The 22,898-nt window shown below is 64.2% G+C and carries 24 protein-coding genes; 11 read left to right on the top strand and 13 right to left on the bottom strand.

All coding sequences use genetic code 11. From position 1 onward, the window contains the following. Positions 1 to 85: 85 nt before the first annotated feature. Positions 86 to 508, bottom strand: a complete 423-nt coding sequence (locus tag LQG66_RS04735) for a hypothetical protein (RefSeq protein WP_231323931.1) — start codon at positions 506 to 508, stop codon at positions 86 to 88. A 648-nt stretch (positions 509 to 1,156) separates the two neighbouring features. Here LQG66_RS04735 and LQG66_RS04730 point away from each other — a divergent pair. Next, positions 1,157 to 1,840 carry a hypothetical protein gene (locus LQG66_RS04730; protein ID WP_231323929.1) on the top strand — a complete coding sequence of 228 codons (684 nt, stop codon included), beginning with the start codon at positions 1,157 to 1,159 and terminating at the stop codon, positions 1,838 to 1,840. A 167-nt stretch (positions 1,841 to 2,007) separates the two neighbouring features. Here LQG66_RS04730 and LQG66_RS04725 read toward each other — a convergent pair whose 3' ends face one another. The 3 genes from LQG66_RS04725 to LQG66_RS04715 all read right to left on the bottom strand — a co-directional run bounded on the left by LQG66_RS04725 (position 2,008) and on the right by LQG66_RS04715 (position 5,823). Next, the gene (locus LQG66_RS04725; RefSeq protein ID WP_231323926.1) at positions 2,008 to 2,472 is read right to left on the bottom strand and encodes a hypothetical protein; all 465 of its coding nucleotides are present in this window, start codon (positions 2,470 to 2,472) and stop codon (positions 2,008 to 2,010) included. Between the two features lie 311 nt (positions 2,473 to 2,783). Beyond that, on the bottom strand, positions 2,784 to 3,089 hold the full coding sequence (locus LQG66_RS04720) for a hypothetical protein (protein ID WP_231323924.1): 306 nt from the start codon (positions 3,087 to 3,089) through the stop codon (positions 2,784 to 2,786). A gap of 1,096 nt (positions 3,090 to 4,185) precedes the next feature. After that, on the bottom strand, positions 4,186 to 5,823 hold the full coding sequence (locus tag LQG66_RS04715) for an isocitrate lyase (protein WP_231323922.1): 1,638 nt from the start codon (positions 5,821 to 5,823) through the stop codon (positions 4,186 to 4,188). A gap of 144 nt (positions 5,824 to 5,967) precedes the next feature. On the opposite strand from LQG66_RS04715, the gene LQG66_RS04710 reads away from it, so the two are divergent. The 6 genes from LQG66_RS04710 (at position 5,968) to LQG66_RS04685 (ending at position 11,365) form a co-directional block, all read left to right on the top strand. Continuing rightward, entirely contained in the window at positions 5,968 to 7,443 is a 1,476-nt protein-coding gene (locus LQG66_RS04710; RefSeq protein ID WP_231323920.1) for a helix-turn-helix domain-containing protein, read from the top strand. 43 nt (positions 7,444 to 7,486) lie between these two features. Further along, positions 7,487 to 8,098: a LysE family translocator gene (locus tag LQG66_RS04705; RefSeq protein WP_231323917.1), complete on the top strand. Its 612-nt coding sequence runs from the start codon at positions 7,487 to 7,489 to the stop codon at positions 8,096 to 8,098. Positions 8,099 to 8,671: 573 nt separating this feature from the next. Then, positions 8,672 to 9,082 carry a hypothetical protein gene (locus LQG66_RS04700; protein ID WP_425601288.1) on the top strand — a complete coding sequence of 137 codons (411 nt, stop codon included), beginning with the start codon at positions 8,672 to 8,674 and terminating at the stop codon, positions 9,080 to 9,082. A gap of 126 nt (positions 9,083 to 9,208) precedes the next feature. Further along, positions 9,209 to 10,198: a glycerophosphodiester phosphodiesterase family protein gene (locus tag LQG66_RS04695; RefSeq protein ID WP_231323915.1), complete on the top strand. Its 990-nt coding sequence runs from the start codon at positions 9,209 to 9,211 to the stop codon at positions 10,196 to 10,198. A 194-nt stretch (positions 10,199 to 10,392) separates the two neighbouring features. Beyond that, the gene (locus LQG66_RS04690; protein ID WP_231323913.1) at positions 10,393 to 10,806 is read left to right on the top strand and encodes a response regulator; all 414 of its coding nucleotides are present in this window, start codon (positions 10,393 to 10,395) and stop codon (positions 10,804 to 10,806) included. 136 nt (positions 10,807 to 10,942) lie between these two features. Beyond that, positions 10,943 to 11,365, top strand: a complete 423-nt coding sequence (locus LQG66_RS04685) for a group II truncated hemoglobin (RefSeq protein WP_231323911.1) — start codon at positions 10,943 to 10,945, stop codon at positions 11,363 to 11,365. Between the two features lie 11 nt (positions 11,366 to 11,376). On the opposite strand, the gene LQG66_RS04680 is transcribed toward LQG66_RS04685, so the two are convergent. The 5 genes from LQG66_RS04680 to LQG66_RS04660 all read right to left on the bottom strand — a co-directional run bounded on the left by LQG66_RS04680 (position 11,377) and on the right by LQG66_RS04660 (position 13,771). After that, entirely contained in the window at positions 11,377 to 11,571 is a 195-nt protein-coding gene (locus LQG66_RS04680; RefSeq protein ID WP_231323908.1) for a hypothetical protein, read from the bottom strand. 58 nt (positions 11,572 to 11,629) lie between these two features. After that, positions 11,630 to 12,016: an NUDIX hydrolase gene (locus LQG66_RS04675; RefSeq protein ID WP_231323906.1), complete on the bottom strand. Its 387-nt coding sequence runs from the start codon at positions 12,014 to 12,016 to the stop codon at positions 11,630 to 11,632. A gap of 194 nt (positions 12,017 to 12,210) precedes the next feature. Next, on the bottom strand, positions 12,211 to 13,071 hold the full coding sequence (locus tag LQG66_RS04670; protein WP_231323904.1) for a hypothetical protein: 861 nt from the start codon (positions 13,069 to 13,071) through the stop codon (positions 12,211 to 12,213). Between the two features lie 265 nt (positions 13,072 to 13,336). Continuing rightward, positions 13,337 to 13,513, bottom strand: coding sequence for a hypothetical protein (locus LQG66_RS04665; RefSeq protein ID WP_231323902.1), 177 nt, complete (start codon positions 13,511 to 13,513; stop codon positions 13,337 to 13,339). 12 nt (positions 13,514 to 13,525) lie between these two features. Beyond that, positions 13,526 to 13,771 carry a hypothetical protein gene (locus LQG66_RS04660; protein WP_231323900.1) on the bottom strand — a complete coding sequence of 82 codons (246 nt, stop codon included), beginning with the start codon at positions 13,769 to 13,771 and terminating at the stop codon, positions 13,526 to 13,528. Positions 13,772 to 14,079: 308 nt separating this feature from the next. On the opposite strand from LQG66_RS04660, the gene LQG66_RS04655 reads away from it, so the two are divergent. Then, on the top strand, positions 14,080 to 14,433 hold the full coding sequence (locus tag LQG66_RS04655) for a DUF6481 family protein (RefSeq protein ID WP_231323898.1): 354 nt from the start codon (positions 14,080 to 14,082) through the stop codon (positions 14,431 to 14,433). 127 nt (positions 14,434 to 14,560) lie between these two features. On the opposite strand, the gene LQG66_RS04650 is transcribed toward LQG66_RS04655, so the two are convergent. Next, entirely contained in the window at positions 14,561 to 14,809 is a 249-nt protein-coding gene (locus LQG66_RS04650) for a pentapeptide MXKDX repeat protein (protein WP_231323896.1), read from the bottom strand. 355 nt (positions 14,810 to 15,164) lie between these two features. Between LQG66_RS04650 and LQG66_RS04645 the strand changes: the two genes are divergently transcribed. Genes LQG66_RS04645 through LQG66_RS04635 form a run of 3 tightly spaced genes read left to right on the top strand, consistent with a single transcriptional unit; the run spans position 15,165 to position 18,091 of the window. Continuing rightward, positions 15,165 to 16,187, top strand: a complete 1,023-nt coding sequence (locus tag LQG66_RS04645; protein ID WP_231323894.1) for a TRAP transporter substrate-binding protein — start codon at positions 15,165 to 15,167, stop codon at positions 16,185 to 16,187. Between the two features lie 3 nt (positions 16,188 to 16,190). Next, complete coding sequence (locus LQG66_RS04640) at positions 16,191 to 16,736, top strand: TRAP transporter small permease (protein WP_231323892.1); 546 nt, start codon at positions 16,191 to 16,193, stop codon at positions 16,734 to 16,736. Continuing rightward, a complete protein-coding gene (locus LQG66_RS04635) occupies positions 16,733 to 18,091 on the top strand; it encodes a TRAP transporter large permease (protein ID WP_231323890.1) in 1,359 nt (452 codons plus the stop codon). The genes LQG66_RS04640 and LQG66_RS04635 overlap by 4 nt, the downstream gene beginning before the upstream one ends. Positions 18,092 to 18,142: 51 nt before the next feature. Here LQG66_RS04635 and LQG66_RS04630 read toward each other — a convergent pair whose 3' ends face one another. From LQG66_RS04630 to LQG66_RS04620, 3 genes are read right to left on the bottom strand one after another with little or no spacing between them, the layout of a single operon-like run. Next, complete coding sequence (locus LQG66_RS04630) at positions 18,143 to 19,054, bottom strand: hydroxymethylglutaryl-CoA lyase (protein WP_231323887.1); 912 nt, start codon at positions 19,052 to 19,054, stop codon at positions 18,143 to 18,145. Between the two features lie 22 nt (positions 19,055 to 19,076). Next, positions 19,077 to 21,083, bottom strand: coding sequence for an acetyl/propionyl/methylcrotonyl-CoA carboxylase subunit alpha (locus tag LQG66_RS04625; RefSeq protein WP_231323885.1), 2,007 nt, complete (start codon positions 21,081 to 21,083; stop codon positions 19,077 to 19,079). Between the two features lie 2 nt (positions 21,084 to 21,085). After that, entirely contained in the window at positions 21,086 to 22,693 is a 1,608-nt protein-coding gene (locus tag LQG66_RS04620; RefSeq protein WP_231323883.1) for a carboxyl transferase domain-containing protein, read from the bottom strand. Positions 22,694 to 22,898 lie beyond the last annotated feature (205 nt).

Below are 22,898 nucleotides of genomic sequence, written 5' to 3'. Positions count from 1 at the left end.
TAATCGCACCCTCTTGGTGGTAAAGAGTGGTCCAGCGAACGAGGACTCCAGGCCAACTTAGCTAGAAGTGGGGATGGAGCAAAAGCTAAGCTCTAAGCTCAACCAACATTCGAGCAGCTATTCCTATCACTGCAGCCAAGCCCAAATGTATGGTTCCTGCCACGCCGGGTGAGAATCCGTAGAGGTATAACAAAAGTGCGATCGCACCGCCGAGAGCTATAGCCGCCGCGATCCGGAACGCAGTGTTTTCTTGTTCAGATGAATCGTCTGGATCAACTTTCTGAATGTTAGGCGGCGGGCCAAGAACGTCGTATTTCAGGGCGATTTCAGGGGGCGCTTCTAAAAAGCTCGGTTCATCTCGATTGGACGCTTGAGACCGTGTAGCCCTTTCAGCGTAGGCAGCGGCAACAGCCTTCTGAGCGATGGCTTCTGACTGCTCCAATGTCCTGCGCATTGCAGCAAGCATCTCGTCTGTCGGCACCGGCGGTTTTGCGTCTTCGTCAGACATTTAAGACCTCGAGCCCAGATTGACCGGCATTCCAGCGGCCGTCATCTGCTTCTTCCAAAACGACCATTCCACAGAAGTGGCACGCCATAGTAGGCCGCTAAGGCCATGAAAATGTCCGAGGCGCGAGTGGGATCAAGGAATTCTGGACCAAGATGGAACACCTGAGCTCCTGTGGCGAGGAACGCACCCGCAGCAACCGCTCTGCCGAGAATCCGACCAGCGGCGTCGGCATATGCAAGCCACCTTTGAGGGGGCGTCATTTCCTCCCAAAGCTGAATGCTGGTCTTCTTGGTCTTAGATTCTTTCGCCAACGGCTCTCACCCCGCCCGACCACAATCTTAGATGGCGGAACCAATGAAAGCTAGTGCAAGATGAGGAGGGTAGTCTTCGAGGCCGTCCTATGAAGACGTCAATGACTCATCAGACATGGAATTACGGTGACAGTGCTAGGACTGCACCCCTCCTTGTCCACATCGTATTTTATGTACTGCAGCACCGTAACCCCGAAGTTCGGGAGCAAGCATGTAGGCTCGTTAGCACACTTGCTGCGGTCTCGATGTCGACAATCTACATAAGCGCCTTGATTCACAGACTTTTCTTGCTCTCTCGTCAAAGTTGCGTTTGAATGTCGCTCTTTCGGGGGCATGCATGTTTATTCGCAATTGCACAATGATGGCCGTTTTGGTCGTCGTCCTAGCCGGATGTAGTGCCCAAAAGGTATGGGTTAAGCCGGGTGCAGGAACGGAGGAATTCAATCAAGCGAAATACGAGTGCCTTCAGCAGGGGCAGCAGCCCTATTCAACCGCTGTTGTGAATCGCTATGGGGGCTCTGCATCTGGTGGAATGACAACGAACCAGGTTCTGTATGGCGCGTGCATGGAAGCAGGCGGCTGGGCGTTGGTCGACAACGCGCAAGTTAGCTCACCTGAATATGCCGCCGTCATCAAACAGATCAATGATGATAATCGGGCGCTCTGTCGGAAGCCAGAGTACTATCCATATTATTCTTGGGCGCCATGCGACGGGCGTGAGGCTACTGCCGAACAGCTGAACGATCGATTGCGGATTACGGCTGCTGAAAAGGCCGTCTTCGAGAAATTGAAAACTGAGCTTAATGATCTCAACGCAAGGATCGTCGCTGCGCATCGTCAGTACAATGCCAAAAACGGTGAAGCTTTGGCTGTGAACATCGAGCAGGCAAGAGCAATGGCCGACATTTTGCGACAAGAGTACCTTGCCGGTAAAATCACGCGTGGCGAATACAACAAGCGGCGACGAGATATTGTCATCGGCAGTGATGCGGAAGCAATACGTATAATGAAAGGTGCCTGAGAGAGCAGATAGTACTTTGAGTACCGATCGCGCGTCCGCCCGGCCTCTTTGTCACTGCCGCAGCGCAGGGCGTCCCCACGCTACGGTCGGCGTTTTGGCCAAGTCCGAACGTCCCCTGCCTTAGCCGCTGCGTTTGCCAGCTTCGGTCCGAAAGAACCGTCCCTTCCCTACCGCGGGGCATCGGCCTCCAGCACGACCTTCGCCACGGGATAACGCCAGTCGTTCTTCGTGTTGTCGGCGGCGGCATCGATGCCTGCCACGATCACCGCACCAAGGATCCCGCCATTGGCGCCGCTGGCCAGACGAGCCTGGCGCGTGGAATCAAAGGGCGCGACCGTGATCATCCGCTTCTGATAGCCAGGCTTCTGGCAGGTCACGGCAAGCGTGCTCGACTGTCCGCGATAGAGCGGCACGCGTACCTTTGCGGGGCTCGTCATGGTTGCGGTGAAACCGGTGGCTTCCAGTGAGCAAGCGGCCCCGGCCATCTCGACCTCGCCCTGGCCGGGATTGTGAAAAGTCCGCACTTCCACAAGCTGGTCACCCGCGAACTCGGGCACGCTTGCGTCGGTTCGGCGCTTCGGCTCGTAGATGTCGATCCCTCGGCTGCCCGTGCTCGACCTGATGTCGGTCACGTTGTTGACCGCAAGCGGCGCAGCACACCCTCCAAGACACGCCCCTCCAAGGATGGCCAGCCAGGTGGCAAGCCAACGCAAACAGTTCATTTGAGCCCCCACAGCATCCCACTGTCGTTGACTAGCGGTAGCAGGGGCCGATTTGACGAACAATAGCCGCAACCTCGGGGGGAATAGAGCGACTATCAAAAACCGACTACGTTGCGGGCAGGACACAGTCGCTGTCGTCCCCCCAGTATCAATTAGGAATTACGGTGACGCTGCATAAAATTGTCGCTGCGTGCCCGGCCCGCCCACCACCACCACAGCCCTCACCCAGCCACCGCAAATCCAAGCACCAACTGCTTCGGGCTCTGTTTGAATTCCTTGATCACCGCGGCCCGGACCTTCTCCGACAGCTCCGGCAGCGGCTTGGCTGTATAGAGCTTGGGGAAGGTCACCATCACGGATGTCAGGGTGCCGTTGTTCCAGTTGAAGCCGACCGCGGGCCGCACGCCGGTCTCGGCGAGGAGGTCGGCTTCGACGGCCCTGCTGTAGGCAAGTCCGTTTTGAACGGCGTCGATCATCCCGCAGCCGGCGAGGCATGCGATCAGGGGGATCAGCACGAGGGATCTCATGGCATTACACTCCAGGGGTTTAAGTCGTGTTCGGCGACGCGGGCCGCACGCTTGGCGCCCGCCGAGGTTGCAGCGGCCGGCCGGCATGAATGGGGCAGAGACCGGATCATGGCGCGACGGCGCAACGCTTTCCAGCGTGACGTGCCGGGATGCGTGCGCCGAAAACCTCATTTCACCTGCCGCCTCAACACGATCACCCCTGTCCAGTCCCCTCGCGAAAAATATTAAGCTTCCATTTTTCCGAATTCCATGTTTCACTCCCTCATCCCGTGCTCCTCGAGAGGGGCGGATCGCGATCGTCACGGACGTTGGGTGCGGGGAGCGGTGGCCGCAGGTGGGTCGCAGCGTGCTTTGCGCGCGGACGAACGGCTCTTTGCGGACGTGAAATCGCGTGGTCCTGGCGCCCCGTTGCTGGCGCCAAGTCTTTGGGGATGATGACCCCCTTGGGCGACGGTGGCTATCAAGCCGGACACCGGGGAGATCGCGTATAAGCGTGAAGACCATCGCGCGGGGAATGCCGGATGATGCGGCTGAACCTGTGGTGACTGCCGCCTGCTACTTCTTCTGCAGGCGGGCCATGGGTGAGGCCCTCACCCGGCATTCCCCGCGCCCTCTGTTTGATTGGGGGCGAAACGAACTGAATAGCTCGGGCGCGAAACGCGTCGCGACGATGAACGAGCGCGCCCCCTACTCGCGTTTTCTCTGGCGTTGTCACAGGGTCCCAATGACCGACCAATTCCCCGTCATTCTGCGGCACTAAGAACATGACGAGGCGCTCACCTTGGGGCCTCATGGTTCGAGACGCGCCGCAAGGGCGGCGCTCCTCACCATGAGGGTCTTAGTCGCGATATGGGTTTTTGATCGCGCCTCAAGTGTAGTCCTCGTCCTGAGGAGCTCGCCGCAGGCGGGCGTCTCGAAGGACGGTGAAGGCCGCGCTGCTTCTTCAAGCGCCAGCCAGATGCGATTGCGCTGCGTTCTAACGGGACGCGGTCGGACGCACCACGACTTGAGCAAGCCTTCCAGCAAAAGAGAAACCCGCCTGGAGCGATGCCGCCCCAGACGGGTCTTGTCAGTTCAGCAATTCACCAGATCCGGCTCAGCCGAACTGGTTCATCGTGTTGTGAGCGCCGCCCGCCTTCAGCGCGGCTTCGCCCGCAAAGTATTCCTTGTGGTCGTCGCCGATGTCGGAGCCGGCCATGTTCTGATGCCTGACGCAGGCGATGCCCTGGCGGATCTCGGCGCGCTGGACGTTCTTGACGTAGCCCAGCATGCCCTGCTCGCCGAAATATTCGCGGGCGAGGTTGTCGGTGGACAGCGCGGCGGTGTGGTAGGTCGGCAGCGTGATCAAATGATGGAAGATGCCGGCGCGCTTGGCCGAATCCGCCTGGAAGGTGCGGATGCGCTCGTCGGCTTCCTTCGCCAGCGGGGTGTCGTCGTACTCCGCCTTCATCAGCTCGGCGCGGTTGTACTTGCTGACGTCCTTGCCCGCCTCCTTCATCGCGTCATAGACCTGCCAACGGAAGTTGAGGGTCCAGTTGAACGACGGCGAGTTGTTGTAGGCGAGCTTGGCGTTCGGGATCACCTCGCGGATGCGGTCGACCATCTTGGCGATCTGCTCGATGTGCGGCTTCTCGGTCTCGATCCACAACAGATCGGCGCCGTTCTGCAGCGAGGTGATGCTGTCGAGCACGCAGCGGTCCTCACCAGTGCCGGGACGGAACTGGTAGAGGTTCGACGGCAGTCGCTTCGGACGCAGCATCTTGCCGTTGCGGTTGATGATGACGTCGCCGTTGCGGGCGGTCTCCGGGGTGATCTCCTCGCAGTCCAGGAAGCTGTTGTACTGGTCGCCGAGATCGCCGGGCTTGCTGCTGACGGCGATCTGCTGCGTCAGGCCGGCGCCGAGCGAGTCGGTGCGGGTGACGATGATGCCGTCCTCGACGCCGAGCTCCAGGAAGGCGTGGCGGCAGGCGCGGATCTTGGCCAGGAACACCTCATGCGGCACGGTGACCTTGCCGTCCTGATGGCCGCACTGCTTCTCGTCGGAGACCTGGTTCTCGATCTGCAGCGCGCAGGCGCCCGCCTCGATCATCTTCTTGGCGAGCAGATAGGTCGCCTCGGCATTGCCGAAGCCGGCGTCGATGTCGGCGATGACCGGGACGACGTGGGTCTGGAAGTTGTCGATGCTTTCGATCAGCTCCTTTTCCTTGGCCTTGTCACCGGCCTTGCGGGCTGCGTCGAGGCTGCGGAAGGTGTTGCTCAGCTCGCGGGAGTCGGCCTGACGCAGGAAGGTGTAGAGCTCCTCGATCAGCGCGGGCACGGAGGTCTTCTCGTGCATCGACTGGTCCGGCAGCGGACCGAACTCCGAGCGCAGCGCCGCGATCATCCAGCCGGACAGATAGAGGTAGCGGCGGTCGGTGGTGCCGAAGTGCTTCTTGACCGAGATCAGCTTCTGCTGGGCGATGAAGCCGTGCCAGCAGCCGAGCGACTGGGTGTACTTGGTGGGATCGTTGTCATAGGCGGCCATGTCGGCGCGCATCAGCGCGGCGGTGTAGCGGGCGACGTCCAGGCCGGTCCGGAAGCGGTTCTGCAGGCGCATGCGCGCCACGGCCTCGGCGGTCACGCCGTTCCAGGTCGGCTGAGTCTCGAGCAGCGCGCGCGCCGCCTCGATCTCGTTCTGGTAGGACGACGGTCCCTGGATGGCCCGGTCGCTGAGTCCACGCGGTTGGAAGTTCATGTCCGTGATCCCTTCGGTGAAGACAACCTGGGACCTGTTGTAAGCACCCGCGGCGGGCGGACCAGACATTGCGCGGAAAACTTGTCACACTTTACAAACTTCTCGTGTATAGCTGTAAGGAGATTACAAAACCGGGAACCGGCCATGACCACCGCCACCGCCCGCTCGATCTTCATGGGCCCGCGCCTGCGGCGTCTCAGGCGCGAGCTGGGACTGACCCAGGCCGACATGGCCGCCGACCTCGAAATCTCAGCGCCTTACGTCGCACTGCTGGAGCGCAACCAGCGGCCGGTGACGGCCGACATGCTGCTGCGCCTCGCCCGGACCTACAAGATCGATCTCGCCGACCTCGCCGGCGACGGCGGCGCCGACCACACCGCGCGGATGCAGTCGATCCTGAAGGACCCGATGTTTTCTGACATCGACATCCCCGCGCTCGAGATCAGCGACCTCGCCGTCAGCTATCCCGGCATGACCGAAGCCTTCCTGCGCCTCTACACGGCGTATCGCGAGGAGCAGCTGGCGCTGGCCGAGCAGCGCGCGCCGGCGATCTCAGGCAGCACGCCGCGTCCGGGCCAGGAGACGATCGACGCCAACGACCCCGTCGCCGACGTCAGGCGCTTCCTGGCCGCGCGCCGCAACAACTTCGCCAATCTCGACGATGCCGCCGAGCGGCTGGCCCAGGCCATGTTTCAGGGATCGTCAGCAGGGTCTCCCCAGGTCTCGGCGGGGCCGGCCGGCTTCATCGAGCGGTTTCGCGTTCGCCACAACCTTCAGGTCCGCTACATGCCGCCGAACGTCATGCTCGGCTCGCTCCGGCGGCTCGACCTGCACCGCCGCCAGCTCCTGATCGAGGACTCGCTGGACAGTGCGAGCCTCAAATTCGAGCTCGCCCGGCAGCTCGCCTATCTCGAGCTGGACACCGAGATCGGCGCCGCTCTGGAAGACGGCAAGTTCGCCAGCAAGACCGCCGAGTTGCTGGCGCGCCGGGCGCTCGCGGCTTACGCGGCGGCCGCGATCATCATGCCCTATTCGATCTTCGCGAAGGCCGTCGACACGAGGCAATATGATCTGGAGGCGTTGGCGCGGCAGTTCGGCACCAGCTTCGAGCAGACCGCACACCGCGTCACCACCCTGCAGAAGCCGGGTGCCGAGAAGATCCCGTTCTTTCTGATCCGCGTCGATCCCGCCGGCAACATCTCGAAACTGCTCGACGGCGCCGGCTTCCCGTTCGCACGCCACGGCGGCGCCTGCCCGCTGTGGTCGGTGCACGATGTCTTCAAGACGCCGCGCCAGATCGTCACGCAATGGCTCGAGCTGCCGGACGGCCAGCGCTTCTTCTCGATCGCCCGCACCGTGACCGCCGGCGGCGGCTCCTACGGCGCCGTCCGGGTCGAACGCGCGATCGCGGTCGGCTGCGCCGCCGAGCATGCCGGGCAATTGATCTACACCCGCGACGGCCACGGCCCTGATGCCAACGAGCCGACCCCGATCGGCGTCGCCTGCCGGGTCTGTCATCGTCCGAAATGCGCGGCACGCTCGGCACCGCCGATCGGGCGCGAGATCCTGCCCGACGATTTCAGGACGTCGGCCGTTCCGTTCGGGTTTTCAGCGGATTGAGAATGGGCGATGCTGGGCCTGCATTGAAACAAGGAGCCTGCCGATGTCCGCAGCTTTCCTCCTGACCTCGCTGATCGTGGTCGCCTCGCCGGGTACCGGCGTGCTCTACACGCTGGCGGTGGCGCTGACGCGGGGATCGCGGATGAGCGTCGCCGCCGCCTTCGGCTGCACGCTCGGGATCATCCCGGCGATGCTGGCTGCCATCGTCGGGCTCGCCGCCGTGATGCACACCAGCGCGCTGGCCTTTGCCGCGCTGAAATATTGCGGCGTCGCCTATCTGCTCTACATGGCCTGGCAGACGCTGGGCGAGCGCGGCGCGCTGTCGGTCGAGGGCCGCACTGACGCGCGCTCGGCCGGGCGTGTGGTGCTGACGGGCTTCCTGATCAACATCCTCAATCCGAAGCTGTCGATCTTCTTCCTCGCCTTCCTGCCGCAGTTCATCGCAACTGACGAGGTGCACCCGCTGGCGACCATGCTGGAGCTGTCGGGCACGTTCATGGCGATGACGTTCGCGGTGTTCGTGCTCTATGGGCTGTTCGCTGCGGCCGTGCGCGACCGCGTGGTGAGCCGGCCCCGCGTCATGGTCTGGCTGCGCCGCGCTTTCGCCGGCGGCTTTGCGCTGCTCGGCGCGCGCCTCGCATTGGCGGAGCGATGAGGGAGCGGGCTTGCGCCGGCGCAACAACACCTTACACGATGAAATCGAACCTTCGCAAAACCGCCCTGTCTGCCGCGTGTCTTCGAGCGCGCTGCAGCACCCGGTCTGCGAGGTCCCCCTCGCGGTGCAGCCTCGACCGTCCCCCCAACGGGCATATCCTGAGGCTTCTCGATGTCATCAACAAAGCGAAGCGAGCGACGCGCCGTCATCGCGATATTGGCCGTTCTCGTCCTCGGAAACATCGCCGCCATCATCGCCTGGCCGTCGCACTGCGCGACGGCTCATCGTCTGACGATCGGCAGTACGATATGGATGGCAGGCTGCAACGCGCACTGAGTGGGCGGCGTGAGGGCCGGTCCATGACCGTGAGCCTCTCGTTTCACAACTTGGCGCCCGGCCTGCGCCGCTGCCGCGGCGCCGGCGCGCCCCCCCTGAGGGCAGCAAACGGCACAGCCAGAAAGCCGGAAAACCCGCAAAAACCTGCTCCGAACCGGCCTTGGAGGTCGCCGCTCTTGACGAACCAGCCATAAACCGGACAAAGATTGCGCCAAAATGTCGCGGCGGAGGTGGTCCATGAGATACGTCGACGGCGCTGTGATGTTCTTCAGCCTATGGCTGCTGGCATCCATGCTTCTTGACGCGCTGACGCCACCCGAACTGAATTTCTACATGATCGGCCCGATCATCGCGCCGGCCGCGGTCATCACCGGGCTCATGTACTGGCTGCGCGTCCCTGCGCTGGAGTTCTCGCTGGTGTCCGCGGCGGTCTGGCTCGTCTGCGAGATGGCGATGGAGATGATCACCCCGAAGCCGCTCTCCCCGCTGATGGCAGTGGCAGCCATCGCGCCGCTGCTCCTGGCGGGAATCCTCCTGAACGTCCAGCACTGGCGCGGATCGGGCCGCCGATCGGCCCCCGTCCCGCCGAAATCGATCACGAACCTGCCGGCGTCCTCCGACGCCATGCCAAGCCGCCGGCTGCTGTGATCTGATCGGCTCCCGGTCGGCAGCGACTGGCTTCCCGCACGACACGACAGCGGCCGCACCCGGCCGAAGCGCCGTGTCCGACGAGCATCGGCCGCGGACCTCACGAGCGCAGCTAGGAACCGCAGATTGCCGACGTCGCGGAAGCTGTCTGGTCTGCTCGCGTTGGCGGCATGCGGCGTCGGGCTCATTTTCGTCAACAACTCGAATCTGTTCGTCGCAGCGGTGCCCAGGCGCCCCGTGCTGCTTGCACATCGCGGCCTGTCGCAGGATTTCGATCGGACGAACCTGACCAACGAGACCTGTACCGCGCGCCGCATGCGGCCGCCGACGCACGCCTATCTCGAGAACACGATCGCCTCGATGCAGACGAGCTTCGCCGCAGGCGCGGACATTGTCGAGTTCGACGTGCATCCGACGACGGACGGGCAGTTCGCCGTGTTCCACGACTGGACGCTGGATTGTCGCACGGATGGCCGCGGCGTGACCCGGGAGCGCGCGATGCCCGAGCTGAAGGCGCTCGACATCGGCTACGGCTACACGGCCGACGACAGTCGGACGTTCCCATTCCGCGGCAAGGGCGTCGGACTCATGCCGTCATTGAACGAGGTCCTTGCGGCCTTTCCGAAGCAGCGGTTTCTCATCAACATCAAGAGCAATGATCCGAACGAAGGCCACCTGCTCGCATCGGCGCTGACGAACCGACCGATCGGCGAGATCGATCGGCTGATGGTCTATGGCGGCGATGCGCCGATCGCGACCTTCCGCGCCGAGATGCCGGCCGTCCGCGCGATGTCCCGCAGCAGTCTCAGATCGTGCCTCGTGTCCTACGTCGTCATTGGCTGGAGCGGTCGCGTGCCGTCGGCATGTCGCGGCAGCCTCGTCTTCGTGCCGGTCAACGTCGCGCCCTGGCTCTGGGGTTGGCCCGGCCGCTTCCTGGGGCGCATGAATGCAGCGGGCAGCGCGGTCTTCGCCATCGGCCCCTACCATGGCGGCGACTTCTCATCGGGCCTGGACTCGGCCGACGACATCCGCCGCCTGCCCTCGGGCTATACGGGCGGCATCCTCACCCAACGAGATTCAGACCATCGCGCCCGTCGTGAACGGCCTGGTGGCTAGGTAGGGAGAGCCGCGCGCGCATGTGAGCTCTCCCCAAGATCAGCGCCGCTGAAGACCTGCATCTTCTCGCACGCGCACGACAGCGTGCAGATACGTCGGTAATTCTACGGGACCAAGAATTTACGCTCAACTCAGACACCAGCTCTTAAGCTGTTGGGGTCCATCAGAAGCCGACACAAGGACGCGCGGGGACCATGCTGAACGAACTTCTCGTGATCGAAGATGCCGACGTTCATCTGTCGATCCTGCGCAAGATCGCCGTGCAGGCGGGCTTTGCGACGACCGGCGTGAACTCGGTGGACGGCGCGATCAACGTGCTGCGCCGGCGCAACTTCGAGTGCATCACGCTGGATCTGAACCTCGGCGAGCGCTCCGGCACGGAAGTGCTGCAGCTCCTGGCGGATATGAGATCGCGCACGCCGGTCCTCATCATCAGCGGCTCGGACGATCACACCCGCGACGTCACGGTCCGTGCCGGCAAGATCCTCGGCCTCAACGTCCACCCGCCGTTCTCCAAGCCTGTCGATCTCGCGCTGTTGCGCCAGACCCTGCGCCAGATCGCCGCCGACACCGACCGCCAGCGCCTCGTCAAGGCCAGCATCCGCTAACGCGACCGGACAGGGCGTCTTTACGCCGGCGGCGAATGCCGCAGGGCGTGCATCGATGTTTCCTCTTTGATTCAGATCAAGGCGTTCCCCGCCTGCCCCTTGTTGGTTGCGTGGGGGCGAGTGGAAACGAGATGCAATGACGGCAGCCAATTCAGCCAGCGAAGCAACGATCATCGAGGCCACGCCTTACGAGCTCATCGGCGGCGAAACAGGGGTGAGGCATCTCGCCGAGCGCTTCTATGCGATCATGGACGAGGAGCCCGGCGCGAGCCGGATCCGTGCCATGCATGGCGCCGACCTCGCTCCGATCAAGCAACTGCTGTTCGAATTCCTCAGCGGCTGGCTCGGCGGCCCTGCTCTCTATTTCGAGCGGCCCGAACATCGCTGCATCATGTCCGCTCACCGTCCCTATCCGATCGGCGATGCCGAACGCGATGAATGGATGATGTGCATGCGGCGCGCGATGTTCGATTGCGACATCACGGGCGACATGCATGCGTTGCTCGACCAGGCGTTCCTGCGGATGGCCAACGCATTCCGGGCGCGTCCGCCGGGCTGACCCGGCCGGCTTCAGCCGCGCTTCTCGGCAGACTCCCGCGCCAGCCGCTCGGCCCTGAGGCGCTCTCGATTGGCTTTGAAGGCCCGCTGAGCCTGCTCATGTTCACGCATGGCCTGTTCGGCGTCGGCGCGGCGGGTGGCGTCACGCGCCCTGCGCTCTTCCGGCGTCAGGACGCGAGGCGATCTGGCTGTGCTGTCGTACGTCATGGCGCATCAACGCCCGAGACAGCCAGATGTTCCCGCCAGGCCGGTCGCTGCCGGTACTTTAGTCGGCTTTGCGCGGAAACAGCCGATCGCGGATATAGCGCGAGGTCGGCGTCAGAGTAAGCCCGTAAGGCTTTTGCCAGACCGCGCGGTCGATCTCCTTCTTGTCTCCGATCTCCAGCCGCCCTTTGGCGTATTTGGCGATGAAGATCGCGTCGCTCATCTTGCGGCCAGACCGCTTGTTCTTGGCGGTCACTTCCTTCCACAGCCGGAGACGGCCGAGCTTCAGCTTTGGAAGCTCCTCCTTGATCTCGCGCTTGAGGCAATCCTTCGCGGTTTCCTGGGATCGCTTGCGGCCGCCCGGAAACATCCAGCGTCCGTCGATGCGGCGCCGAACCAGGAGAACCCTTCCGCCCTTGGCGGCAACGAGCTTGGACGCCTTGGTCATGGCCTCTCAACTCTAACCTTAAACGAGCAATGAAGCAGAGCGTATCAGGATTCGTTCCAAGTCGTGCCCCGGACATTTGCGGCCCCGCGTGGGCGCCAACGCCGCCGACGACGTGACCGTGCGTGGTCGCCGCTGCTGATCATTCTGCGCCGCCGCCGAGTGCCCCATGACGCATCTCGGCAGCGCGCGTCGGATCAGTAGCAGGATCGTGGATCGACCGCGACGTACTCTCCGGACGGATAGCGATAGTAGCAATTGCCTTGCGACAGATAATAGCCCGGCCGCGACGCTGCGGTCGCGCCTGCGATCGCACCCGTCGCGCCGCCGATCACGGCGCCGGCGGCTGCACCGCCAGCCTTGCCGGTCAGGATACCGCCCAACACCCCGCCGATGATGGCACCGCCGAGAGCGCTGGCGCCGGGATCCGGATCAGCTGGCGGCGGCGGAGCCGGTTCGTAGGCAACCGGCGGAGGCGCGGCCTCGTAGGCTGTGGCGGGCGCATAGACTACGTCGTCAGCGTAATCCTCCGATACGTAGGTCGGCGGTCCCTCCATCGGCTCGGGATAATAATACCAGACGCCGCCGACATCCCACCACCAGCCCGGCCGGCCGTGATGGACCTCGTGACGCCAGCGGCCGCCTTCCCAGCCGACGCGGCCACGATAAGCGTGTCCACCATAATCGCGCATTCCGATGGCGCCGCGGGCGAACCGCGCATCGGGGCCGCGGCCCGCGGTTACCGGTCCTGGTCCCGGCGGACGCCCCTGAACGACGGGCTGTGGCGGACGTCCCTGGGGCGCAATAGCGGCCCGTGGCGGCGCTCCACCCGGCTGGCCTACCATGGGGCCGCCTTGGCGCGGGCCCAGCGCGTGGGGCTGGCCACCGGGCTGCCCACCCGGAGCCTGTGGCTGGCGAACAACGCCCGGTGGACGCCCCTGCGGCGGATGACCGCCGGCTCCTGGGCCGGCCTGATCCTGCGCCTGGGCGGGCAGCGAGATCAAGGTCAGGACCGCCATCGCCGGCAGCCACAATCTGGTTTGATCGAACAACGTCATTCTTGCCTACCCCCTCGCTCGCCCGCCATCTGCAATGTTGCTGCGCTGGGCAGGGCCTTGGCTCGCTGATATCCGGCCGGACCACGCGCCGGGCAATTCGGCCACACCACGCTCTATCCGACAAACCGGTAGAATCGCGACAATTTTGCGGCGCGGGTCCGCGACCCGTGTCCAGGGTATTGCAAAGAGGGCCTGATTCGCCGCCCGGATCAGCGAAAAAATTGTCGCCGCCGCAGCCACCAGCCGGCCGGTGCGTCGCCCGCGCTCAGCGCGCCGGCTCGATCACATTGCAGTTGGTACGACCCGACATCAGGCAATCCTGCATCCTGCTCGCCGATGTGAGGCTATGGGCCAGCCACAAGCCCACCCCGACCATGACCGCCGCGAAGACGAGAGCCGCGATCGCGCCCCCTCGCCCATTGCCTGTATCCTGCTTGCTCATAGGGCCTCACGTCTACACCGGCCGCAAGCCACCCGCTTCGCCATAGGGCTGACGGCGCGATGCCGGCGTGATCGTTTCGATCCGCGTGCAGCTCGTGACCCAGAACAGCTGGCCGCATTCCCATTCCGCCCCCAGCGCGCCCCTCGGAGGCGCCGAAGGACGGGCGAGGACCGCAGTCATCACAAATGCGCTGACCACAAGACCGAGAAGCGCGAGGACGAGCACCATGCGCCCGCGGCTGCGAAATACAGAGGTCATACCGGTAAACTCCGCTGGAGGGCGCACCGGACGGGGACGCCAGTCCCCGTGGGGTGTGAGGCAATTCACACCCGGCCGACCTTCGCCAGCACGACGGGGAGGCTTACATAGCGTCCGGCGCCAGCCATGCAAGCGCCAAAGGCGGCGGATGTGGAGGAGTGACGATAAAGCATTTGTCATTTGCGCGTGCGATCCTATACACACGGCGTCGCGCCGGCCTTTGCCCGTGTTCACGACATCGTGGAAGAGTTGCGTGGCGGCGCGTGCAGCCTTGACCAAACCCCAAGTAGTGAAGTGACGACGTCTCCATGAGATCATTCAAGGAACCCGGATTTGCCGATCGGCAGAAGGCTGCGCAGCAGGCGCGCCGGAGCATAATGGACAAATTCCGCTCGCAGCCGGGACCGGATGATCCCGAAGTCGTGAAGCGACGGCAGGAGCGCGAGGCTGCTGCGGCCCGCCGCGAGCAGGCGCGTCTCGAGCGCGAGGCGGCCCGCGCCGAGCAGAAGCGGCTCGAGGAAGAGATGAAGGCGAGCGAGGCCGAGCGGCTCGCCCGCGAGGCGGAAGAACTTACCGCTCGTCTCGCCGAGCAGGAAGCCGAGCAGAAGGCGAAGCGCGATGCGCGCTATGCCGCGCGCAAGGCGCGCGGCAAGAAGAAGTGACGGAGCGGGCGCGTTGGCCGCGCCCCGCTCTCTGTCGGTCGTGAGCTGAACGGCAGGGCTTTACCAAATCGAGAGCGGGGCGATGGGCGGTGATCCGATCCCATCGCCCGAACTTGATGGGATCGGCTCAGTTCTTCTTCATGCCGTCGTCTTTCTTCATCCCGTCCTTGGACATCCCGTCCTTGGACATGGCGTCATTCTTCATGCCGTCCTTGGCCATCGTGTCCTTCTTCATACCGTCGTGTGACATCGCATCCTTCTTCATCGCGTCATCCTTGCCCATCTTGTCTTCGGCGAAGGCGACAGGCGCCGCGGCCATGTTGAGTGCGAGTGCGGCGGCGGAGAGGCTGAGGACGAGGCGGCTACGATAGGTCATGATGATCGCTCCTTCAGAGACCGGGTTGGACGGCGATGAGACGCCGTTCCTCAGTCTCGACGTTCTGACGGAGGCTGTTGTTACGGGCGAACGGGATATTTTAATCGATCAATTTTGATTTGAGCTTCGCCGTGATCGGTAAGGCCGACACAATTTTGCCCGGCAAGCCCATGTTAGTACAACCTGCGCAAGGGATTCACAGACCGACATTTGCGCCGCAGCAATATGTCGCTTCCCGCGCATTTGACCTCGAACGAACTGTATTGTTCAGCTAGAGGTAAATCCAGCAAGCCGGCTCCAGTGCGCCAACGAACCGGATCGGGAACCCAATCAGAAGTTGTCCAGGGGATATCTCATGCTTTCACGCCGTCACGTCATCGCGTCCGCTCTCGCCGCGCCGGCCATTCTGCGTCTCGGAACCGGTACGGCCCAGGCTGCAACCACGCTGAAGATCTCGCACCAGTTTCCCGGCGGCACCATCGACAAGGGTGACTTCCGCGACCGGCTGTGCCGGGTGTTCGCCGAAGAGGTGTCGAAGCGTTCGGGCGGCGAAATCGCGGCCGAGATCTATCCGAATTCGTCGCTGATCAAGACCGTCGCGCAATTCTCCGCGATGCGGAAGGGTGCGCTGGACATCAGCCTCTATCCGATGCCCTATGCCGGCGGCGAGGTTCCCGAGACCAACATCGCCCTGATGCCGGGGCTGGTGACGACCTACGACCAGGGCATGCGCTGGAAGAACGAGCCGGTTGGCAAGGCGCTCAGCGACTTCCTCGCCGACAAGGGCATCATTCTGCTGACCTGGGTCTGGCAGGCGGGCGGGGTCGCCAGCCGGTCGCGTCCGCTGGTCACTCCCGACGATGCCAAGGGCATGAAGGTGCGCGGCGGCTCGCGCGAGATGGACATGGTGCTGCAGACCGCCGGCGCGTCCGTGCTGTCCGTGCCGTCGAACGAGATCTACACCGCGATGCAGACCGGCGCCTGCGACGCCGGCATCACCTCGTCGACCAGCCTGATCTCGTTCCGCCTGGAGGAGGTTTCGAAGGCCCTGACCTCCGGCGCCAAGGCGTCCTACTGGTTCATGCTCGAGCCGCTGATGATGTCCAAGGCAACCTTCGACAAGCTGCCGAAGAACCAGCAGGACATCATCCTGGCCGTCGGCAGCGAGCTCGAGGCATTCGGACGCAAGGGCGCGCAGGACGACGACGTCGAGGTCGCCAAGGTGTATGAGAAGGCCGGCGCGAAGGTCAGCGAACTCGACGTCGAGACCGTGGGCAAATGGCGCGACATCGCCCGCGATACCGCCTGGAAGGATTACGGCGGCAAGACTGCCAACGCCGCCAAACTGTTGAAGCTCGCTTCCGACGTCGCGGCCTGATTGATGCACGCTCCCGTCTCCGATAGCGAGCCCGCGCCCACCACCGGCGCCGGCGGACTGCTGGCGCCGCTTCAGCGTGTCGTCTCGCTGCTCAATCGCATCATCGTCGTTCTGGCCGCGATCGCATTGGTCGCGGCCTGCATCATCCTGAGCTACAGCGTGGCGGGTCGCGCGCTGTTCAAGGCCGCCAACTACTGGCAGGACGAGGCCGCCGTCTTCCTCCTGGTTGGCGCAACATTCATGACGGCCGCCTACGTCCAGGAAAATCGCGGCCATGTCAGCATCGAGGCCTTCGTCGGTCTGATGTCGCCGCTGGCGAACCGTATCCGGCTCTGGCTGGTCGACGTCGCGAGCTTCCTGTTCTGCGCGTTCTTCACCTGGAAATCCTGGACCCTCACGCACGAGGCGTGGGAAGATGGCCAGGTCTCGAACTCGATGTGGTCGCCGCCGCTCGCCATTCCCTACGGCCTGATGGCTGCCGGCATGACCCTGCTCTGCCTGCAGATGCTGCTGCAGATCGTGACACCGTTGACCGGAGCGCGTCGATGAGTGTCTTCGGAATTGGGCTTTCCTACGGACTTGCGACCCTGTTTGCGATGTTCGCGGGCATGCCGATCGCATTCGCGCTTGGCGCGGTCGCGGTCGTGTTCATGGCCATCTACATGCCGACTGCGTCGCTCGATACGGTGACGCAGAACGTCTACGAGGAAATGGCGTCGATCACGCTGCTTTCGATTCCTCTGTTCATCCTCAAGGGCGCTGCGATCGGCCGCTCCCGTGCCGGCCAGGACCTCTATTCCGCGCTTCATGCCTGGCTGCACCGCGTGCCCGGCGGCCTCGGCGTGGCCAACGTGTTTGCCTGCGCGCTGTTCGCAGCGATGGCAGGATCGTCCCCCGCCACCTGTTCGGCGATCGGCTCGGCCGGCATCCCGGAGATGCGCAAGCGCGGCTATTCCGGCGGCTTCGCTGCCGGAATCATCGCGGCCGGCGGCACGCTTGGGATTCTGCTTCCGCCCTCGATCACGATGATCCTGTTCGCGGTCGCCGCGGAGAAGTCGCTCGGCCGGTTGTTCCTGGCCGGGATTGGTCCTGGACTGCTGCTGGTCACGCTGTTTGGCGCCTATGCGGTCGTGCGCTTCCGGCACGAATATGCCAGCGCAAAGACCGCGTATGAGAAGGCGGGCACCTGGTCGGACATCCTGACCAAGGACGAATACACGATGGCCCAGCGCTTTTCCGTGCTGCCGCGCGTGATTCCGTTCGTGTTGCTCCTGACCGGCGTCATGGTGGCGCTCTATGGCGGGTTGGCCACGCCGTCGGAGACTGCAGGTCTGGGCGGCATTCTCGCGCTCGTCCTGATCGCGCTGATTTATGGCGTATGGCGCCCGACCGATCTGGCGCCGATCATGAAGGCGACAGTGCGGGAATCGACCATGCTGATGCTGATCATCGGCATGTCGCTCCTCTACTCGTACGTGATGAGCTACCTGCACATCTCGCAGTCAGTGGCGGAATCCATCGTGGCGATGCATCTGCCGCGCTGGGAACTGCTGGCCGCGATCCTGCTCATGGTCGTCATGCTCGGCTTCTTCCTGCCGCCGGTCTCGATCATTCTGATGACCGCGCCGATCATCCTGCCGCCGCTGCGGGCCGCGAATTTCGACATCATCTGGTTCGGCGTGGTGATGACGATCGTGATGGAGATGGGCCTGATCCACCCGCCGGTCGGCCTGAACATCTTCGTCATCAGGAACGTCGCGCCGGACATTCCCCTGCGCGACGTGATCTGGGGCACCCTGCCCTTCGTGCTGCTGATGATGGCCGCGGTGCTGCTGCTCTGCTTCGTGCCGCAGATCTCAACCTACCTGCCGGATGTCGTGATGGGCCCGGATCTGAGCCGCTGAAGAAAAGCGAACGGTGAATAGGGAGTCGCGAATGGAGGATTGATCCACTCGCTACTCACCATTCGCCCTCTTAGCTCTCGCATTCAGCGCGGCGGCGACGCGGCTGACCGGCGGACGGCCGAGCAGCCGACTCATCTCGTTGGTGGCGGCCAACAGCTTCGTCATGTCGACGCCGGTCCTGATGCCCATGCCCTCGAGCATGTAGACGACGTCCTCGGTCGCCACATTGCCCGTTGCGCCCGGTGCAAAGGGACAGCCGCCGAGACCGCCGGCCGCGGTATCGATGACCCGCACCCCCTCCTCGATCCCTGCATAGAGGTTGGCCAGAGCCTGGCCGTAGGTGTCGTGGAAATGCATCGCAAGATGCGCAGCCGGCACGTCTCCGGCGACCGCGCGCAGCATGTGCTTGGCCTTGAGCGGGGTGCCGACGCCGATCGTGTCGCCGAGCGAAATCTCATAGCAACCGAGGTCCCACAGGGCCTTCGCTACATGAGCCACGGCCTGTGGCCTGATCTCACCCTCATAGGGACAGCCGAGCGCGCAGGAGACATAGCCGCGCACCCGGATGCCGTCAGTCTTGGCGTGGGCAACGACCGGCTTGAAACGCTCGAGCGATTCTTCGATCGAACAGTTGATGTTGGCGCGCGAGAAACTCTCCGAAGCCGCCGTGAACACCGAGATGACCTTGGCGCCGGCGGCGTGCGCGGCCTCATAGCCCTTCACGTTGGGGACCAGGACGTGAAATTCGCCGGGAAGCGCGGCCACGCTGCGCATGACCTCGTCCGACCCCACCATCTGCGGGATCGCCTTGGGCGACACGAACGCGCCGACCTCGACCGTGGTCAGCCCGGCGTCCACCAGCGCGCGGACGAACGCGATGCGATCGGCGACGCTGACCAGCGCCTTCTCGTTCTGCAGGCCGTCGCGCGGGCCCATTTCGATGATGCGCACGCTATCGCTCATGCTGATCTCTTCCGTTCGAGGGTCAGGCGGACGGTTCGACTTCCGCCAGTTCGACGCCTTCCTGCACGATGTCGCCGACCTTGCACTTGATCGCCTTGAGCCGGCCTGCGAACGGCGCCCGCAGGGTCTGCTCCATCTTCATCACTTCGAGCGTCAGGATCGCTGCGCCCTTCTCCAGGACGGCACCTTCCTGTGCGAGCAGTGCCACCACGGTCCCCGGCAGCGGCGCAACGATCTTGTCCTCGCCGGCCTGCTCCTCGTCGTCACCGCCGAACGGATCGATCCAGTGAAGATCGAAACGGCCGTTGCGGGTCCTGAGATAGAACTCATGGCCCTCGATGACGGCAACGACATGGGATTTGACGCCATCGCGCACAAGGTCGAAGCCGCCATCGGCGGTCGGAACGGCCGAGAACGACGTCACGCGGCCCTCGACAGACAAGGTCTGCACGCCCGGACCATAGGACAGTGTGACCGTCTGCGTCCCGCTCCCGTGTCCCCGGCGGAACGAGAACACGCGTTGCCGCAAGCCCACCGGCATCCAGCCTGACGATCGCCACGGCGATCCCTGCTCCATGGCGGCCGTCTTCCGCTCGTCGATGAGAATGGCCGCAACCGCCGCGCACAATTCGAGATCGGAGGCGCCAGCAGCGACCTCGGTCAGTTTCGGCAGCTCGCGCTCGATGAAGCCGGTATCGATGGCATTCGCCGTGACATCAGGATGCGTCAGCAGCGCCGACAAGAACGGAATGTTGCTGACGATGCCGCGGACATCGCTGTCCTCCAGGCCGCGGTTGAGCCGCTCGATCGCGACCTCGCGCGTGGGGGCCCAGGCAATCATCTTGGCCAGCATGGCGTCATAATAGGGCGAGACGGCATCGCCCTCGCGATAGCCGGCATCGATGCGCAGGCCCCCGGTCTCCGCGGGCAGCCGCCAGGTCTTGATGGTCCCGACCGATGGCATGAAGTTCCTGGCGGGGTTTTCCGCGTAGACACGCGCCTCGATCGCGTGGCCGTTGAGCCGGATCTGTTCCTGCTTCAGCGGCAGCTCTTCACCAAAGGCGACCCGCAGCTGCCATTCCACCAGATCGACGCCCGTGATCAGCTCGGTGACGGGATGCTCGACCTGCAGGCGCGTGTTCATCTCGATGAAGAACACCTCGCGGCCATCGGAGACGAACTCGATGGTTCCGGCGCCGACATAGTCGACTGCGCCTGCCGCGCGGCGCGCCGCAGCGCAGACCATCTCTCGCTGGGCGGGCGTGAGCGTTGGCGACGGTGCTTCCTCGATCACCTTCTGATGGCGGCGCTGCAAGGTGCATTCGCGCTCGAACAGCGAAACCAGATTGCCGTGGCTGTCGCCGACGATCTGCACCTCGATGTGGCGCGGGTTCTCGACGTACTTCTCGATCAGCACGCGATCGTCGCCGAAGGCGGCCTTGGCCTCGCGCTTGGCGCTGGTGATGGCGCCGATGAGCTCGCCGGCGGCATGGACGACGCGTATGCCGCGGCCGCCGCCGCCGGCGGAGGCCTTGATCAGGACGGGAAAACCGATCCGGGCGGCCTCGTGAGCCAGCGTCGCCTCGTCCTGCGCCTCGCCGTGATAGCCCGGCACCAGCGGCACCCCGGCCTGCTCCATCAGGAATTTGGAGCCGGACTTCGAGCCCATTGCGGTGATCATCGCCGCTGTCGGGCCGACGAAGACCAGCCCCGCATCGAGGCAGGCCTGCGCGAACTCGGCGCTCTCGGACAGGAAACCGTAGCCGGGATGAACGGCCTCGGCCCCGGTCTGCCTCGCGGCTTCGAGCAGCCGCTCGATGTTGAGATAGGAGTCGCGGGCGCGTGCGGGGCCGAGCAGCACCGCCTCGTCGGCGAGCGCGACATGCAGCGCGTTGCTATCAGCCTCGGAGTAGACCGCGACGGTCTTCAATCCCATCGCTTGCGCGGTGCGGATGACGCGCACAGCGATCTCGCCGCGGTTGGCGACCAGGAGCTTGCGGAAGCGACGATACAATCCGGGACGAACCATGATCACATCCTGAACAGGCCGAATTTGGTCGGCTCGACCGGGGCATTGGCGGCGGCGGACAGTCCGAGCCCGAGCACCAGGCGGGTATCGGCCGGATCGATCACGCCGTCATCCCACAACCGGGCCGTCGCGTAGTACGGATTGCCCTGGGCCTCGTACTGGGCGCGGATGGGCGCACGAAATTTTTCTTCGTCCTCGGCCGGCCAGCTCTCGCCCTTGGCCTCGATGCCGTCGCGACGCACCTGGCTCAGCACCATGGCCGCCTGCTCGCCGCCCATGACCGAGATGCGCGCATTCGGCCACATCCAGAGGAAGCGCGGCGCATAGGCCCGGCCGCACATGCCGTAATTGCCGGCACCATAGGAGCCGCCGATCACGACCGTGAATTTCGGCACCGAGGCGGTCGCGACTGCCGTCACCAGCTTGGCGCCATCGCGCGCGATGCCGCCGGCCTCGTATTTCTTGCCGACCATGAAGCCGGTGATGTTCTGCAGGAACACCAGGGGAATGTTGCGCTGGCAGCACAGCTCGATGAAGTGCGCACCCTTCAGCGAGCTCTCGCTGAACAGGATGCCGTTGTTGGCGATGATGCCGACCGGATAGCCCCAGATATGCGCGAAGCCGCAGACCAGCGTCTGGCCGTAGAGCTTCTTGAACTCGTCGAACTCGGAGCCATCGACGACCCGCGCGATGATGTCGCGCACGTCGAACGGCTTGCGACCGTCGACCGGCACGACGCCATAGATCTCCTCTGCGGCATAACGCGGCTCACGCACCTCGTGCATGTTGAGCAGGTTGCGCGCGCCCGGTGGTTTCAGGGTGCCGACGATGCGCCGCGCGATTCCGATCGCATGGGCGTCGTTCTGCGCGTAGTGATCGGTCACACCGGACTGGCGCGAGTGCACGTCGGCGCCGCCGAGCTCTTCGGCGCTCACCACCTCGCCGGTCGCGGCCTTCACCAGCGGCGGCCCGCCGAGAAAGATCGTGCCCTGATTGCGCACGATGATGCTCTCATCCGACATCGCCGGGACATAGGCGCCCCCGGCGGTGCACGAGCCCATCACGATGGCGATCTGCGGAATGCCTACCGCCGACATCTGCGCCTGGTTGTAGAAGATGCGGCCGAAATGCCGCTCGTCGGGAAAGATCTCGTCCTGCAGCGGCAGGAACGCACCGCCGGAATCGACCATGTAGACACAGGGCAGATTGTTCTGCCGCGCGATGTCCTGGGCGCGCAGATGCTTCTTCACCGTCATCGGGTAGTAGGTGCCGCCCTTGATGGTGGCATCGTTGGCAACCACGACGCATTCGCGCCCGGCGATACGTCCGATCCCCGTGACGATGCTTGCCGAGTGCACATCGCCACCATAGAGCCCGTGGGCCGCCAGCGGCGACAACTCCAGGAACGCCGTACCGGGATCTAGCAGCAGGTCGACGCGTTGGCGCGCCAGCATCTTGCCGCGCGCCAGATGCCGCTTGCACGAGGCCTCGCCGCCGCCTTCGGCGACCTGGGCCAGCCGGCCGCGCAGGTCGGCGACGAGCGCGCGCATCGCGTCGGCATTGCGCGCAAAATCGGAGGACGATGGATCGATCGTGGAATGAAGCGTCATGATCGGCGTTTTCGTTGCGGGAGCTGGATGGAGAGCCGCTGATGTCCCGGCCCTGGAGCGAGCACGCGTCAGATCGCGCGCGGCCGTTCGGGCCGCTGCGGGCTCGGATGTAACATCTTTGCCGGCATGCTGTCCTCCCTGCCCCGCGGCGGCGGTCGCTGCCGACCGTCCATCGTTCTCGAATTAAACGATCATACGTTTTTAA

This window comes from Bradyrhizobium ontarionense (genome assembly GCF_021088345.1).
Classification (GTDB): Bacteria; Pseudomonadota; Alphaproteobacteria; order Rhizobiales; family Xanthobacteraceae; genus Bradyrhizobium; species Bradyrhizobium ontarionense.
Note: the sequence above shows the minus strand (reverse complement) of the source record. Positions and strands in the feature narration are given on the sequence as shown.

Bases quoted from the DNA above. Each gene is read 5' to 3' on its own strand.
- LQG66_RS04735 (WP_231323931.1), bottom strand. From the start codon at position 508: ATGTCTGACGAAGACGCAAAACCGCCGGTGCCGACAGACGAGATGCTT.
- LQG66_RS04705 (WP_231323917.1), top strand. From the start codon at position 7,487: ATGTCCGCAGCTTTCCTCCTGACCTCGCTGATCGTGGTCGCCTCGCCG.
- LQG66_RS04620 (WP_231323883.1), bottom strand. From the start codon at position 22,693: ATGACGCTTCATTCCACGATCGATCCATCGTCCTCCGATTTTGCGCGC.
- LQG66_RS04645 (WP_231323894.1), top strand. From the start codon at position 15,165: ATGCTTTCACGCCGTCACGTCATCGCGTCCGCTCTCGCCGCGCCGGCC.
- LQG66_RS04660 (WP_231323900.1), bottom strand. From the start codon at position 13,771: ATGACCTCTGTATTTCGCAGCCGCGGGCGCATGGTGCTCGTCCTCGCG.
- LQG66_RS04625 (WP_231323885.1), bottom strand. From the start codon at position 21,083: ATGGTTCGTCCCGGATTGTATCGTCGCTTCCGCAAGCTCCTGGTCGCC.
- LQG66_RS04685 (WP_231323911.1), top strand. From the start codon at position 10,943: ATGACGGCAGCCAATTCAGCCAGCGAAGCAACGATCATCGAGGCCACG.
- LQG66_RS04665 (WP_231323902.1), bottom strand. From the start codon at position 13,513: ATGAGCAAGCAGGATACAGGCAATGGGCGAGGGGGCGCGATCGCGGCT.
- LQG66_RS04710 (WP_231323920.1), top strand. From the start codon at position 5,968: ATGACCACCGCCACCGCCCGCTCGATCTTCATGGGCCCGCGCCTGCGG.
- LQG66_RS04635 (WP_231323890.1), top strand. From the start codon at position 16,733: ATGAGTGTCTTCGGAATTGGGCTTTCCTACGGACTTGCGACCCTGTTT.
- LQG66_RS04675 (WP_231323906.1), bottom strand. From the start codon at position 12,016: ATGACCAAGGCGTCCAAGCTCGTTGCCGCCAAGGGCGGAAGGGTTCTC.
- LQG66_RS04700 (WP_425601288.1), top strand. From the start codon at position 8,672: ATGAGATACGTCGACGGCGCTGTGATGTTCTTCAGCCTATGGCTGCTG.
- LQG66_RS04680 (WP_231323908.1), bottom strand. From the start codon at position 11,571: ATGACGTACGACAGCACAGCCAGATCGCCTCGCGTCCTGACGCCGGAA.
- LQG66_RS04720 (WP_231323924.1), bottom strand. From the start codon at position 3,089: ATGAGATCCCTCGTGCTGATCCCCCTGATCGCATGCCTCGCCGGCTGC.
- LQG66_RS04640 (WP_231323892.1), top strand. From the start codon at position 16,191: ATGCACGCTCCCGTCTCCGATAGCGAGCCCGCGCCCACCACCGGCGCC.
- LQG66_RS04630 (WP_231323887.1), bottom strand. From the start codon at position 19,054: ATGAGCGATAGCGTGCGCATCATCGAAATGGGCCCGCGCGACGGCCTG.
- LQG66_RS04715 (WP_231323922.1), bottom strand. From the start codon at position 5,823: ATGAACTTCCAACCGCGTGGACTCAGCGACCGGGCCATCCAGGGACCG.
- LQG66_RS04670 (WP_231323904.1), bottom strand. From the start codon at position 13,071: ATGACGTTGTTCGATCAAACCAGATTGTGGCTGCCGGCGATGGCGGTC.
- LQG66_RS04650 (WP_231323896.1), bottom strand. From the start codon at position 14,809: ATGACCTATCGTAGCCGCCTCGTCCTCAGCCTCTCCGCCGCCGCACTC.
- LQG66_RS04655 (WP_231323898.1), top strand. From the start codon at position 14,080: ATGAGATCATTCAAGGAACCCGGATTTGCCGATCGGCAGAAGGCTGCG.
- LQG66_RS04690 (WP_231323913.1), top strand. From the start codon at position 10,393: ATGCTGAACGAACTTCTCGTGATCGAAGATGCCGACGTTCATCTGTCG.
- LQG66_RS04730 (WP_231323929.1), top strand. From the start codon at position 1,157: ATGTTTATTCGCAATTGCACAATGATGGCCGTTTTGGTCGTCGTCCTA.